The 13,118-nt window shown below is 60.6% G+C and carries 12 protein-coding genes and 6 tRNA genes; 11 read left to right on the plus strand and 7 right to left on the minus strand.

Annotation, left to right across the window (positions count from 1 at the left end; all coding sequences use genetic code 11):
- The first annotated feature begins 157 nt into the window (after positions 1 to 157).
- The 6 genes from clpB to ACQKPS_RS07300 all read left to right on the plus strand — a co-directional run bounded on the left by clpB (position 158) and on the right by ACQKPS_RS07300 (position 3,535).
- Positions 158 to 2,722, plus strand: a complete 2,565-nt coding sequence (gene clpB / locus ACQKPS_RS07275) for an ATP-dependent chaperone ClpB (RefSeq protein ID WP_254483059.1) — start codon at positions 158 to 160, stop codon at positions 2,720 to 2,722.
- 366 nt (positions 2,723 to 3,088) lie between these two features.
- Positions 3,089 to 3,164: transfer RNA gene (locus ACQKPS_RS07280), tRNA-Asn, on the plus strand.
- Between the two features lie 4 nt (positions 3,165 to 3,168).
- Positions 3,169 to 3,245, plus strand: a tRNA-Pro gene (locus tag ACQKPS_RS07285).
- A gap of 6 nt (positions 3,246 to 3,251) precedes the next feature.
- Positions 3,252 to 3,327 (plus strand) — tRNA-Lys (locus ACQKPS_RS07290).
- Between the two features lie 49 nt (positions 3,328 to 3,376).
- Positions 3,377 to 3,453: transfer RNA gene (locus tag ACQKPS_RS07295), tRNA-Pro, on the plus strand.
- 6 nt (positions 3,454 to 3,459) lie between these two features.
- A tRNA-Lys gene (locus ACQKPS_RS07300) sits at positions 3,460 to 3,535 on the plus strand.
- Positions 3,536 to 3,628: 93 nt separating this feature from the next.
- Here the strand turns inward: ACQKPS_RS07300 and ACQKPS_RS07305 are convergent.
- The 3 genes from ACQKPS_RS07305 to ACQKPS_RS07315 all read right to left on the minus strand — a co-directional run bounded on the left by ACQKPS_RS07305 (position 3,629) and on the right by ACQKPS_RS07315 (position 5,944).
- Positions 3,629 to 4,924: an NAD(P)/FAD-dependent oxidoreductase gene (locus ACQKPS_RS07305; protein ID WP_254483060.1), complete on the minus strand. Its 1,296-nt coding sequence runs from the start codon at positions 4,922 to 4,924 to the stop codon at positions 3,629 to 3,631.
- Positions 4,925 to 5,008: 84 nt separating this feature from the next.
- Positions 5,009 to 5,182, minus strand: a complete 174-nt coding sequence (locus ACQKPS_RS07310) for a DUF3094 domain-containing protein (protein ID WP_008091951.1) — start codon at positions 5,180 to 5,182, stop codon at positions 5,009 to 5,011.
- A gap of 132 nt (positions 5,183 to 5,314) precedes the next feature.
- Positions 5,315 to 5,944: a DUF1780 domain-containing protein gene (locus ACQKPS_RS07315; RefSeq protein ID WP_027918232.1), complete on the minus strand. Its 630-nt coding sequence runs from the start codon at positions 5,942 to 5,944 to the stop codon at positions 5,315 to 5,317.
- 86 nt (positions 5,945 to 6,030) lie between these two features.
- On the opposite strand from ACQKPS_RS07315, the gene ACQKPS_RS07320 reads away from it, so the two are divergent.
- Positions 6,031 to 6,738 (plus strand): energy-coupling factor ABC transporter permease, encoded by a 708-nt coding sequence (locus ACQKPS_RS07320; protein WP_427603372.1) that lies wholly within the window; start codon positions 6,031 to 6,033, stop codon positions 6,736 to 6,738.
- A 136-nt stretch (positions 6,739 to 6,874) separates the two neighbouring features.
- On the opposite strand, the gene yacG is transcribed toward ACQKPS_RS07320, so the two are convergent.
- The 4 genes from yacG to ACQKPS_RS07340 are packed head-to-tail and all read right to left on the minus strand — an operon-like array spanning position 6,875 to position 9,772.
- Positions 6,875 to 7,075 carry a DNA gyrase inhibitor YacG gene (gene yacG / locus ACQKPS_RS07325; protein ID WP_054886117.1) on the minus strand — a complete coding sequence of 67 codons (201 nt, stop codon included), beginning with the start codon at positions 7,073 to 7,075 and terminating at the stop codon, positions 6,875 to 6,877.
- Positions 7,072 to 7,695 (minus strand): dephospho-CoA kinase, encoded by a 624-nt coding sequence (coaE, locus tag ACQKPS_RS07330; RefSeq protein ID WP_427603375.1) that lies wholly within the window; start codon positions 7,693 to 7,695, stop codon positions 7,072 to 7,074. The genes yacG and coaE overlap by 4 nt, the downstream gene beginning before the upstream one ends.
- Entirely contained in the window at positions 7,695 to 8,561 is an 867-nt protein-coding gene (locus ACQKPS_RS07335) for a prepilin peptidase (protein ID WP_427603377.1), read from the minus strand. The genes coaE and ACQKPS_RS07335 overlap by 1 nt, the downstream gene beginning before the upstream one ends.
- A gap of 2 nt (positions 8,562 to 8,563) precedes the next feature.
- Positions 8,564 to 9,772, minus strand: coding sequence for a type II secretion system F family protein (locus tag ACQKPS_RS07340; protein WP_427603379.1), 1,209 nt, complete (start codon positions 9,770 to 9,772; stop codon positions 8,564 to 8,566).
- 215 nt (positions 9,773 to 9,987) lie between these two features.
- Here ACQKPS_RS07340 and ACQKPS_RS07345 point away from each other — a divergent pair, with 215 nt between their 5' ends.
- The 4 genes from ACQKPS_RS07345 to ACQKPS_RS07360 all read left to right on the plus strand — a co-directional run bounded on the left by ACQKPS_RS07345 (position 9,988) and on the right by ACQKPS_RS07360 (position 13,055).
- Positions 9,988 to 10,398 carry a pilin gene (locus tag ACQKPS_RS07345; RefSeq protein WP_283725418.1) on the plus strand — a complete coding sequence of 137 codons (411 nt, stop codon included), beginning with the start codon at positions 9,988 to 9,990 and terminating at the stop codon, positions 10,396 to 10,398.
- A gap of 70 nt (positions 10,399 to 10,468) precedes the next feature.
- A tRNA-Thr gene (locus ACQKPS_RS07350) sits at positions 10,469 to 10,544 on the plus strand.
- Positions 10,545 to 10,705: 161 nt separating this feature from the next.
- Positions 10,706 to 11,995, plus strand: a complete 1,290-nt coding sequence (locus ACQKPS_RS07355; RefSeq protein ID WP_427603381.1) for a tyrosine-type recombinase/integrase — start codon at positions 10,706 to 10,708, stop codon at positions 11,993 to 11,995.
- Between the two features lie 277 nt (positions 11,996 to 12,272).
- Positions 12,273 to 13,055 (plus strand): hypothetical protein, encoded by a 783-nt coding sequence (locus ACQKPS_RS07360; protein ID WP_427603383.1) that lies wholly within the window; start codon positions 12,273 to 12,275, stop codon positions 13,053 to 13,055.
- Positions 13,056 to 13,118 lie beyond the last annotated feature (63 nt).

Genomic DNA, 13,118 nt, shown 5'->3' on the forward strand with positions numbered 1-13,118 from the left:
GAATGGGCCACAGCTAATCCATCAGGTTGACCCCGGTCAACCCCGCTAAGCTTGAATCTTCCAGAATCACCCTTATCTATTAAGGCATCTCAGGCAGGTTTCTTCATAAACAGGCGCTGTCCATCGCTCCGACCTGCCCTTTAAAGGAAGGTACCCCATGCGAATAGACCGTTTGACCAGCAAGCTCCAGCTTGCAATATCCGATGCCCAGTCCCTGGCCGTTGGTATGGACCACCCCGCCATCGAGCCCGTGCACCTGTTACAGGCGCTGCTCGAACAGCAGGGCGGTTCGATCAAGCCGCTGCTGATGCAGGTCGGCTTCGATATCAACAGCCTGCGCCAGGCATTGGTGAAAGAACTCGACCAGTTGCCGAAAATCCAGAATCCTACTGGCGACGTGAACATGTCGCAGGACTTGGCGCGCCTGCTCAACCAGGCCGATCGCCTGGCCCAGCAGAAGGGCGACCAGTTCATTTCCAGCGAACTGGTACTGCTCGCCGCCATGGACGAGAACAGCAAGCTCGGCAAGCTGCTGCTCAGCCAAGGTGTGAGCAAGAAGGCTCTGGAAAACGCCATCAACAACCTGCGCGGCGGTGCGGCAGTGAATGATGCCAATGCCGAGGAGTCACGCCAGGCCCTGGACAAGTACACCGTCGACCTGACCAAGCGCGCCGAAGAAGGCAAGCTTGACCCGGTGATTGGCCGTGATGATGAAATCCGCCGCACCGTGCAGGTGCTGCAACGGCGAACCAAGAACAACCCGGTGCTGATCGGTGAGCCTGGCGTGGGCAAGACCGCCATCGCCGAAGGCCTGGCCCAACGCATCATCAATGGTGAAGTGCCCGATGGCCTGAAAGGCAAACGCCTGCTGGCGCTGGACATGGGCGCGCTGATCGCCGGGGCCAAGTACCGCGGTGAGTTCGAAGAGCGCCTCAAAGGCCTGCTCAACGAGCTGTCCAAGCAGGAAGGCCAGATCATCCTGTTTATCGACGAACTGCACACCATGGTCGGCGCCGGTAAAGGCGAGGGCGCCATGGACGCTGGCAACATGCTCAAGCCGGCCCTGGCCCGTGGCGAACTGCACTGCGTTGGTGCCACCACGCTCAACGAATATCGCCAGTTCATCGAGAAGGACGCGGCGCTGGAGCGGCGCTTCCAGAAGGTGCTGGTGGAGGAGCCGAGCGAGGAAGACACCATCGCCATCCTGCGTGGCCTGAAAGAGCGTTATGAAGTGCACCACAAGGTGGCCATCACCGACGGCGCGATCATCGCCGCGGCCAAGCTCAGCCACCGCTACATCACCGACCGTCAGTTGCCCGACAAGGCAATCGACCTGATCGACGAAGCGGCCAGCCGCATCCGCATGGAAATCGACTCCAAGCCGGAAGTGCTCGACCGCCTCGACCGTCGCCTGATCCAGCTGAAGGTGGAGTCCCAGGCGCTGAAGAAGGAAGAAGACGAGGCGGCCAAGAAGCGCCTTGAGAAGCTGACCGAGGAAATCGAGCGGCTGGAGCGTGAGTATTCCGACCTGGAAGAGATCTGGGCGTCGGAGAAAGCCGAAGTGCAGGGCTCGGCGCAGATCCAGCAAAAGATCGAGCAGGCCCGTCAGGAACTGGAAACCGCTCGTCGTAAAGGCGACCTGAGCCGCATGGCCGAGCTGCAGTACGGGGTGATCCCTGACCTGGAGCGCAGCCTGCAGATGGTCGACCAGCACGGCAAGACCGAAAATCAGCTGCTGCGCAACAAGGTCACCGAGGAAGAAATTGCCGAAGTGGTATCCAAGTGGACCGGCATCCCGGTGGCGAAGATGCTCGAAGGCGAGCGTGAGAAGCTGCTGAAGATGGAAGAGCTGCTGCACCAGCGGGTGATCGGTCAGGGCGAGGCAGTGACTGCGGTTGCCAACGCCGTGCGCCGTTCGCGTGCCGGGCTGTCCGACCCGAACCGGCCGAGTGGTTCGTTCATGTTCCTCGGCCCGACCGGCGTGGGCAAGACCGAGCTGTGCAAGGCGCTGGCCGAGTTCCTGTTCGACACCGAAGAGGCCATGGTGCGCATCGACATGTCCGAGTTCATGGAAAAGCATTCCGTAGCTCGCCTGATCGGCGCTCCGCCAGGCTATGTTGGCTATGAAGAGGGCGGTTACCTGACTGAGGCCGTGCGCCGCAAGCCGTACTCGGTGGTGCTGCTGGATGAAGTGGAAAAGGCGCACCCGGATGTGTTCAACGTGCTGCTGCAAGTGCTGGAAGACGGCCGCCTGACTGATAGCCATGGCCGCACCGTGGACTTCCGCAACACGGTGATCGTGATGACCTCCAACCTGGGCTCGGCACAGATCCAGGAGCTGGTGGGGGACCGCGAGGCGCAGCGTGCGGCGGTGATGGACGCGGTGGGTTCGCACTTCCGTCCGGAGTTCATCAACCGGATCGACGAAGTGGTGGTGTTCGAGCCACTGGGCCGCGAGCAGATCGCCGGCATCACCGAGATCCAGCTTGGCCGCCTGCGCAGCCGCCTGCTGGAACGCGAGCTGTCGCTGAGCCTGAGCCCGGAGGCCTTGGACAAGCTGATCGCCGTGGGTTACGACCCGGTGTATGGCGCACGGCCGCTGAAGCGGGCCATCCAGCGCTGGATCGAAAACCCGTTGGCGCAGTTGATCCTGGCTGGCAAGTTCCTCCCGGGGACGGCGATTACCGCGAAGGTGGAAGGCGACGAAATCGTCTTTGCCTGATCAGTGTTGCAAATGAGCCCCGCTTCGGCGGGGCTTTTTTTGCCCATTTACCTGTGCCGGCCCCGCAAATCCGGGGCTTTCCGGGCTTTCAGGCTAACCTGCTGAAATTTTTGAAATTTCTGCTTGCATCAAAAAACGAGTGCCCCTAATATACGCCGCGTTGTCAGGCACTAAGCGAATCACCAGCAACATCGGTGACCGCAAAACAACTTACAAATCAGTAAGTTGAATGAAAAAAAGTGGTTGACAAGCAAAACGAAGAATGTAGAATAGCCGGCCTCAGCAGCGACAACGCGAAAGCGACGAAGCTCAAGAGTCCGAAGCTAACACAGGCTTCGAAGTAGTAAAGATGTACCGAAGTTCAGTTCCGCGATAGCTCAGTCGGTAGAGCAAATGACTGTTAATCATTGGGTCCCTGGTTCGAGTCCAGGTCGCGGAGCCAATCTCGGGGTGTAGCGCAGTCCGGTAGCGCGCCTGCTTTGGGAGCAGGATGTCAGGAGTTCGAATCCCCTCACCCCGACCATTTTCCGGGTCGTTAGCTCAGTTGGTAGAGCAGTTGGCTTTTAACCAATTGGTCGTAGGTTCGAATCCTACACGACCCACCATGTAAAAAGGGGCATCTCGATGAGGTGCCCTTTTTTTTAAGCAAGACCTCGGGGTGTAGCGCAGTCCGGTAGCGCGCCTGCTTTGGGAGCAGGATGTCAGGAGTTCGAATCCCCTCACCCCGACCATTTTTTGGGTCGTTAGCTCAGTTGGTAGAGCAGTTGGCTTTTAACCAATTGGTCGTAGGTTCGAATCCTACACGACCCACCATGCAAAAAGGGCATCTCGAATGAGATGCCCTTTTTCTTTAGCCTCGAAAAAGGTGCAAAAAGAAGGGCCGCCCAAGCGACCCTTCGTTGTCGGTCAGTGCAGCTTCAACCGCGGCTCGGTGCCCCGGCCAATCTTGCTACCCAGCATCATCAGTGCGGTGCGGAAGAACCCGTACAACGCCATCTGGTGCATACGGTACAACGACACGTAGAACATCCGCGCCAGCCAGCCCTCCAGCTTCACGCTGCCCATCAGGTTCCCCATCAGGTTGCCCACCGCCGAGAAGCGCGACAGTGACACCAGCGAACCGTAGTCCTTGTACGCGTAGGTTGGCAGTGCCTTGTTCTCCAGCCGTGCCTTCAGGCTCTGCGCCAGCATCGAAGCCTGCTGGTGCGCGGCCTGGGCCCGTGGTGGCACGTTGCGATCGCTGCCCGGTTGCGGGCACGCGGCACAGTCACCGAAGGCGAAGATGTTGTCATCGCGGGTGGTCTGCAGGGTAGGGCGCACTACCAGCTGGTTGATGCGGTTGGTTTCCAGGCCATCGATGTCCTTGAGGAAGCCCGGCGCACGGATACCTGCCGCCCACACCTTGAGGCTGGCCTGGATCACTTCACCATCCTTGGTCTTCAGGCCATCCTCGGTCACTTCACTGACCGCCGCGTTTGTCATCACTTTCACCCCGAGTTTCTCCAGGGTCTTGTGCACCGGCACGCTGATACGCTCCGGCAATGCAGGCAGCACGCGCGGGCCGGCCTCGATCAGGGTGATGTGCATGTCCTTAGGCTGAATGCGGTCCAGACCATAGGCCGCCAGTTCATGGGCCGCGTGGTGCAGCTCTGCGGCCAGTTCCACACCGGTGGCACCAGCGCCGACGATGGCCACGCTGATCTGCTCGCTGGCCACGTCACCGGCATGGGCACGCAGGTAGTGGTTCAGCAGCTGCTGATGGAAGCGCTCGGCCTGCTTGCGGGTGTCGAGGAACAGGCAGTGCTGCGCCGCGCCCAGGGTGCCAAAGTCGTTGGTGTTGGAACCCACGGCGATGACCAGGGTGTCGTAGCCCAGGGTGCGCGCAGGCAGCAACTCGCGGCCCTCTTCATCGAGAGTGGCGGCCAGCTGAATCTGCTTGCCTTCGCGGTCCAGGCCACTCATGCGCCCCAGCTGGAAGTTGAAGTGGTTCCACTTGGCCTGGGCCACGTAGTTCAGTTCGTCTTCCGAGGAGTTCAGCGAGCCGGCGGCCACTTCGTGCAGCAGGGGTTTCCAGATGTGCGTGAGGTTGGCGTCGACCAGGGTGATCTCGGCCTGCTTGCGCTTGCCCAGGCTTTTACCCAGGCGGGTCGCCAGTTCCAGGCCGCCGGCGCCGCCGCCGACAATCACGATGCGATGAGTCATGGGGATATCTCATAAGGTTTACGGAATTCGTGGCCCCCAGGGCCGGCCGCAAACTGCACGAGGGGAGGGCGAGCGCGAAGCAGCTCATAGCACCAGTCCACTCAGCAGGCGGCTGATGAGACCCAACCCGATGGTCACGGCCAGTACCAGCACAAGGAGCAGCCAGGGCCGGAAAGGCCGGCGCTCGACTTGGTGCTGGGGGGCTCGCAGATACTCATCGACACGACGCTGATCTTCCGGGTTCAGGCGGCTGGTCATGGTGGGCCTCGTCAGATAGACGTTTGTGACTGCAGGAACGCCACAGCGTTCATGCAAGCGCGTCAAACAAATGATAATGCTTTCTATCCCTGGCGCCGAGTCTACGCCATCGCAAAGACTCTCGGCAGTGGATCAAAGACTGATGCCCACGTCGAAGACGATACTGCGCCCCAGGTTGCCACGCAGAAAGTCCGGTGCATCGGGGTGGGCGAACAGCACCCGGGCGAAGGTCGGCCCCACCAGCGACAGCGAGCGCCAGCCCTGGCGCAGGTACTCGGTGGGCGGTGGGAAATGGGTGTTGAGGTCGAGCACTTCGCGCTTGAGGCTGGCGAAGGCAATGATGTCCAACTCACTCAAGTCCAGCCCACGCTCACGGTAGTTGTGCGCTTTCTTGCGCAGGGTCGGCGCCAGGCGCCCGAGCAGTTCAGCGGCGGCGATGCGCCGGGGGCGGGCTTCGCGGCGCACCAGCTGAGCCAGGGAAAAGGCACTGCGCCGGCGTTGCAGCTCCTCACGCCACTCGTCGTTGAGGCGACGGCCTTCGTCGAGCACGAAGAACACTTCGAATGCCGCATCGCGGAACAGCACATCCGGTGGCTCCTGGCCGGCCGGGGTGAAGTCCTCGCTGCGGTAGGGGATGTTCAGCCCTTGCAACAGGCGCTGGCACACCCACCGCTCCCGCTCCCACTTGCGGGCGTTGGAGAGAAAGGCATTGGCTTGTTCGGCCTGGATGGTAAGCAGGCGCAGGTAGTCAGAGTCATCCATGGGAACAAGCTTAGCCGCTAATCGATGACGGTAAGATGCTGTTTGCCCGTAGGAAACGGGGCAGGGTGTAGACTCAGCTTGTCCACATGGCCAAAAGGGATAGGTTCCAGGTGATCAGCGCGCAGGTTTTATCCACAACCAGCCTGGCCGTGGGTTGGCTTGGTTACGTGCCCTTGCTGATCTGGGCTGCCAGTTGCACGCGTTGGGTCGAGCTGGTGACCGACCGGCGGCGTCAGCACCTCCTGTTCGGCACGGTGTTCTGCCTGTTTGCCCTGTGGCTGGTCAGGCGCGATTTCGATACAGGCGTGTCGTATCACTTTATCGGCATGACTGCGGTGACATTATTGCTGGACTGGCCGCTGGCGATTGTAGGTGGTTTTCTCGCGCAACTCGGCTTGCTGGCGCTGGGCAGGCAGGACCTCGCGGCACTTGGGGTCAACGGTTTGCTGCTGGTGGGCTTGCCGGTGCTGATTACCGAGGTATGCGCCATCCTGGTCGAGCGGGCGCAGCCGCGAAACCTGTTCGTTTACATCTTTTGTTCGGGGTTCTTTCCCGCCGCGCTGACGGTGCTGATCTGCGTGCCGGTGGCGTTGGGGGTGTTATGGCTGGATGGTCGCTTTGCGATGCCGGAGTGGCTCAGCGATTTTATCGGCTACCTGTGGTTGATGATGTTCCCGGAGGCGTTCATCAACGGCATGGTGATCAGTGCGCTGGTGGTGTTCTGCCCGGAATGGCTGGAGACGTTCAACCGCACCCGGTATCTGCAGGCGCCGTGGAAGGATGATGAGCGCTGATTTATGTCTTGGCTGTACTGGCCTCTTCGCGGGTAAACCCGCTCCCACAGGGGGATCACCGCTTGCAGATCTGTGACGGACCTGTGGGAGCGGGTTCACGAGCGAAGAGGCCGGCACAGGCAGCCTAGGCTTCAGTTTAATGCCGCGGCTCCAGCTCCCCCGAGAACAGCTCATCCTCGGCATCCGGCGCCACCGGAATCTTGTGCTCCTCGGCCGCCCAGGCGCCCAGGTCGATCAGCTTGCAGCGGTCTGAACAGAATGGCCGGTACGCATTCTTCTCGTTCCATTCCACAGGTGCGCCACAGGTCGGGCAATCGACGGTCAATGGCTGGCTCATGGCTGGCCTCCTCGTAAAGTCAGGTAAAAATGGTGCAGGCGGTCAATCTGCTCGTGCAGTGCGGCGAGGTCGCCGTCATTGACCACCACATCGTCGGCATGGCCCAGGCGCTCCTCACGGGCCAGCTGGGCCCTGAGAATGGCCTGTACCTGCTCAGGGCTGGTGTTGTCACGCGCCAAGGTGCGCGTCACCTGCAGCTCTTGCGGCACATCGATTACCAGCACGCGCTGGACCTTCTGGTACTGGCCCGACTCGATCAGCAACGGCGACACATACACCGCATAGGGCGACTCGGCCTTGGCCAGGTAACTGAAGATCTCCTGCCCGATAAGCGGGTGCAGCAATTGCTCCAGCCACTTGCGCTGAGCCGGGTCGGCGAAGATCAGCTGGCGCAACGCTGCGCGGTCCAGTTGGCCATCGTCCAGCAGCACACCGGTGCCGAAGCGCTCGACGATGCTGGCCAGTGCCGGGCGACCGGGTTCGACCACCCAGCGCGCCGCCTGGTCGGCGTCGACCAGGTGCACGCCAAGTTCGACGAAGCGCTCGGCGGCGGCGCTCTTGCCGCTGCCGATGCCGCCGGTCAGCCCGAGAATCCAGGGGGTGAAGGCCTTGGTGGTCATCACATTCCAAACAGTTGCAGGTAGAAGGCGTACATTTCATCACCCCAGAGCACAGCAATCCACCCCGCAATCGCCAGATAAGGGCCAAAGGGTATGGCCGTGCCGGCGGATTGGCTGCGCACGCGCAGCAGGCACAGGCCCGCCACCACGCCGATTACCGATGACAGCAGCAAGGTCAACGGCAATACCTGCCAGCCGCCCCAGGCGCCGATCAGCGCCAGCAGCTTGAAGTCGCCATAGCCCATGCCCTCCTTGCCGGTGATCAATTTGAACAGCCAATACACCGACCACAGGCTCAGGTACCCGGCCACCGCGCCCCACAGTGCAGCGGGCAACGGCACCACGGTGTCGAAGGCATTGACGATCAAACCCAGCCACAGCGTCGGCAGCACAATGACATCGGGCAGAATCTGCTGGTCATGATCGATCAGGCTCAGTGCCAGCAGGCTCCAGGTGAGCGGCAGCAGGGCCAGCGCCTCGATACTTGCGCCGGAATGCCAGGCCACCACGATCGACAACAGCGCACAGGCCAGTTCGACCAATGGATATCGCGCACTGATCGGCTGCTTGCAGGCCGAGCAGCGCCCGCGCAATGCCAGGTAACTCAGCACCGGGATGTTTTCCCAGGCGCGGATCGCGTGCCCGCAGTGCGGGCAGTGGGAGGCGGGGAGGGACAGATTGAAGCGCTCATATTCGGTGGTCGGCAGGCCCAATGCTTCCTGCGCCTCACGCCGCCATTGGCGCTCCAGCATGATCGGCAAGCGATGCACCACCACGTTGAGGAAGCTGCCCACCAGCAGGCCTAGCACAGCCGCCAGGGTAATGAAGTACGCCGGCTGCTCGGCCAGCAAAGTCCATGAAGTCATGTTCAGATCAAGCTACCCAACTGGAAGATCGGCAGGTACATCGCCACCACCAGGCCACCGACCAGCAAGCCCAGGATCAGCACGATGGCCGGCTCCAGCAGGCTGGTCAACTGGTCCAGCGTCTGGCTGACCTGTTCCTCGTAATGGCTGGCGGACTTATCCAGCATCTGGTCCAGCGTGCCGCTGGATTCACCGATGGCGGTGAGTTGCACCAACAATGGTGGAAACAGCGGTTCAGTGGCCATCGCCTGATTCAGCGCCTGCCCGTTGGCCATTCCCTGGCGCAAGCGCTGCACCGCCTGCTCGTGCAGGTCGTCACCGCAGGCCTTGGCCACGGTGACCAGCGCATCCAGCAACGGCACCCCGGCAGCATATGATGTGGCCAGGGTGCGAGCGAAGCGCGCCAGTGCTGCCTGGCTCAACAGCCTGCCGAACACAGGCAGGCGCAAAGCCTGCGCAGTTATCCACAAGCGTGCTGGCGCATGCTTCTGATACAACCGGGTCACGCCGAAGCCCAGGCCAAGCGCGGTCATCAACAGCAGCGGCGCAAAGCGCCCCAGCCCTGTGGACAAGTCGATCACCCACTGCGTGAACGCCGGTAGCGCCGCATCGAAACCGGCAAACAGGCTCTCGAAACGCGGAATAACCTCCAGCAACAACACCGCCGAAACGCCCAACCCGGTCAGCAACAGCAGGAACGGGTAGAGCATTGCCTTGCGCACGCGTTTACGCAGCACCTGGCGCTGCTCCAGCATCGCCGCCAGTTGCTCCAGCTGCCGATCGAGCGTGCCGGATTGCTCGCCCACACGAATCAGGTTGCAGTACAACCCATCGAACCACGCCGGATGGCGCTGTAGCGCATCCGCCAGCCCCAGGCCCGAGGCCACATCCCGTTTCAATTTATCCAGCAAGGCCGCTTGCTCCGCACTGCAACCGCTACGCCCCATCACCTCGAAGGCCTGCAGCAGTGGCACCCCGGCCTTGAGCAAGGTCGCCAGCTGCCGACTGAAACCCGCCGGGTCGGTCTTTTCCCGAGCCTTCGGCAAACGCCATTCAAACCCGCCAGCCGTCCGCAGGCTGACCACGCGGATGCCCTGGCGCTGCAAGCCGGCCCGCGCATACGCAGGGCTGCGCCCGCTGACCTGGCCGCTGACTGCGGCGCCGTTGGCATCGGTGCCGTACCAGTTATAGAGGTGTGTAGATGAGTTCATGCAAAGGTCCTTTTCTACTCGTGCGACAAGCCTGGAAACAGCTTGCCGCGTCCGTGAGCGGGCGTGCGTCCGTGATGCTCACTAGAGTAGTTCAGCGAAGATGACGCCCTGGCAGGCAGGGGTGACAAAAGGTGTCTGTTCAGGCCTACTGCGCCGCTGCCAGCTGGGGGCGAACCTGACCTCCACGAGTACCCGTATCAAAAAGGAAATCGTTCATGAAAGGGCAACGCGGTATCACCCTGATCGAACTGATGATCGTCGTCGCGATCATCGGCATTCTGGCGACCATCGCCTTACCGATGTACACCAACCACCAGTCCCGCACCAAGGCCGCGGCCGGGTTGCTGGAGATCAGCGCGCTGAAGACGGCGATGGAGCTGCGCTTGAATGAAGGCAAGGATGTTGGGAGTGTGGCCGAGTTGGGCGGCCAGCCGGCTACGGCGAACTGTGCGATTGCGGTGAGCAGCAAGGCGGCTGACGGGATTGGCACGATTGCATGCACCCTGGTTGATGCGCCGACCAATGTGGTTGGCAAGAGCCTTGCCCTGACGCGCACGCCAACTGGCTGGACCTGCACGACCGATATCGAGGAAGACCTCGCGCCGAAGGGCTGCAAAGCGCCCTGAGGGGCGGGGAATAAGGCCGGGGAAACAGGGGTTTACGCGGCGGGTGCGGCAGTGGTACGTTGCGCTACACGCCGGTGTAGCTCAGTCGGTAGAGCAGCGCACTCGTAACGCGAAGGTCGCAGGTTCGATTCCTGTCTCCGGCACCAGAGACCAGTTTCTAGAAGTCTATGACTGTCTACGAAACACCCAGAAAAGCCCGCCTAGAGCGGGCTTTGTTGTTTCTGTCTGTCTCGTTTTGTCTCTGGGCATATACGCGATTTAGGGATATGGTTAGGGATATCTCGGTTCGACAAGGAAACGTATCCCTATGGCGCGCACAGTGGTGCCTCTCACCGATCCCAAATGTGATGCGGCCAAGCCACGGGAGAAGGACTACAAGCTGTTCGATGGCAAGGGCCTCTACCTGCTGGTGAAGCCGTCAGGGGTCAAGACCTGGCGTATGAAGTACACCAAACCTGATGGCCGGGATGGTTTAGCAACGTTTGGCAACTATCCGGCGCTCGGCTTGAAAGCGGCCAGGGAGCGACGCGCTCAGGCGCTTGAGCTCCTTGCTGCTGGGAAAGACCCCATCGAGCAGGCGCGCTTGGACAAACAGGAAGCGGCTAACGCCCGGGCGAATACATTCCGTTTGCTTGCTCAGGAATGGCACGCGGCCTGCGCTCGTAAGTGGACACCTGGTCATGCTGCCACCGTATGGCGACGGATTGAATCACACCTGTTGCCCACCCTCGGTGATCGTCCGGTCGCGGAGCTGAAAACACGGGATCTGCTTGTACCACTGAAAGCGGCAGAGAAGCGGGATACCTTGGATACGGCGGCGCGCCTACGCCAGTACATGACGGGCATCCTCCGCATGGCGGTTCAGCATGGCCACCTGGATTTCAACCCTGCGATCGATCTGCAAGGCGCCACGGCTACCCGCAAAACAGCGCACAGGCCTGCTTTGCCGTTCGAGCGCTTACCTGAGCTTCTCCAGCGGATAGATGCCGACAGCGGGCGCGGCCTGACCAAGCTCGCGGTGCAACTGACCATGTTGGTGTTCATCCGCTCCAGCGAGCTCCGCTTCGCTCGCTGGGGAGAGATAGACATGGGCAGGCTGATGTGGGAAATCCCTGGCGAAAGGTTGGCTATTCAGGGTGTGAAGAACTCTCATCGAGGCTCCAAGATGAGCACGCCACACTTGGTGCCGCTCAGCCGACAGGCTGTAGAGGTGCTGGAGAAAGTTCGTAACCTCACTGGTCGTTTCGATCTGGTGTTTGCGGGCGATCACAATCACTGGAAGCCCATGAGCGAGAACACCGTGAACAAAGCGCTGCGGCGAATGGGATATGACACCAAAGCAGAGGTATGCGGCCATGGTTTTCGGACAATGGCCTGTTCTGCACTGGTTGAGTCAGGACTTTGGAGTAAAGACGCGGTCGAGCGGCAAATGAGCCACCAAGAGAGAAACACGGTGCGTGCCGCCTACATCCACAAGGCTGAGCACTTACAAGAGCGGAGACTTATGGTGCAGTGGTGGGCCGACTATCTGGATGCTAATCGCAGGGATGCGATTACTCCCTATGATTTTGCTCATGGGAGGTCCCTCCATCCATGAAGCAGACTGAGATGATGGTGGAGGGCATGACAATGCTTGTCCCATCAAAAGCCGGTGTACCAGGTGTAACCCGTGTAACGGATCAGGCCAAGACGCTGAATTCATTGGGGATTAGGCGCGTAACACCGACCAAAATATTTTCGTACATCCGGTGTAACCTCGCCGTCCCGTGTAACGCAAAAAGCCCCTCGCCCGCCTGCTGGCCTATGCGCATGCTCTCTCAGGTCAATGCAAATCGCGGGCTCGGCGCAAACTGCCGGGGCGTGGGGGAATGTTGATGCAGCCTGACTCTTTGTCCATTGATGGGCTGGCCATCCATCCGACCCGGACCGAATCCAGCACCATCAGGGAGCATCTAAAGCGCCTTCCAATCTTCAGTGGTTACGCTTCAGAGGTTGATGCCGTACTGAACATCATGGAGCGCTGCCGCCACTGGCTCCCGGAGGAAATCGGCGCAGAGCTGAGCAATGCTGCACTGCAATACAATGACGCGATCTACCAGGTGATTTCTCACTACGGGGCCAGGCAACTTGTAGCCCAGTTCCGGAACTATACCGGGCTCGAAACGGCGACAGATGTGCAAGTTATTGCTGCTTTCGCGCTGGCAAATGCTATCCATGCTTTATGCGGCTTGGCCGAGAACTTGATTACACAAGGTCAAGAGATACCCGCCCTTGAGTACTACCAGATGCATCTTTGCTGCATCGACGACTACGTGCCAGGTGCTAGCGCCTGGCTAGAACCTGATGAAAACGCAGCATGCTGCGAGATAGGCGAGTTGGCCAACGCAGCGTCAAGGCATGCAGACACCAAAATCGACGGAGTGTTGAGTGGCGTTGCTCGGCGCAAGGAACTTGCCAGCCGTGATCGAGCGATAGCGGGAAAGGCCCGAGAACTTGTCCTGGCAGGAACAGCGAGGCACAACCTGAACAGCAAGTTACGTGCTTGGCAGGAGCGCGAAACGGGAACGTCGCTATCGAAGGTACAGATGGGTGAGGTTCTAAAACGCATTCCCTGGTTGCGTAACCCAACCCAGTTCACTAACAAAAAAGTAAAGTGAACCTTAACCGTTAAGTAGCAACTCCATAGTCTGCGCCCTGTAAAACCAATACAGGGATACAGC

Source organism: Pseudomonas sp. NPDC086566, from assembly GCF_050280885.1.
GTDB classification, from domain to species: domain Bacteria; phylum Pseudomonadota; class Gammaproteobacteria; order Pseudomonadales; family Pseudomonadaceae; genus Aquipseudomonas; species Aquipseudomonas vlassakiae.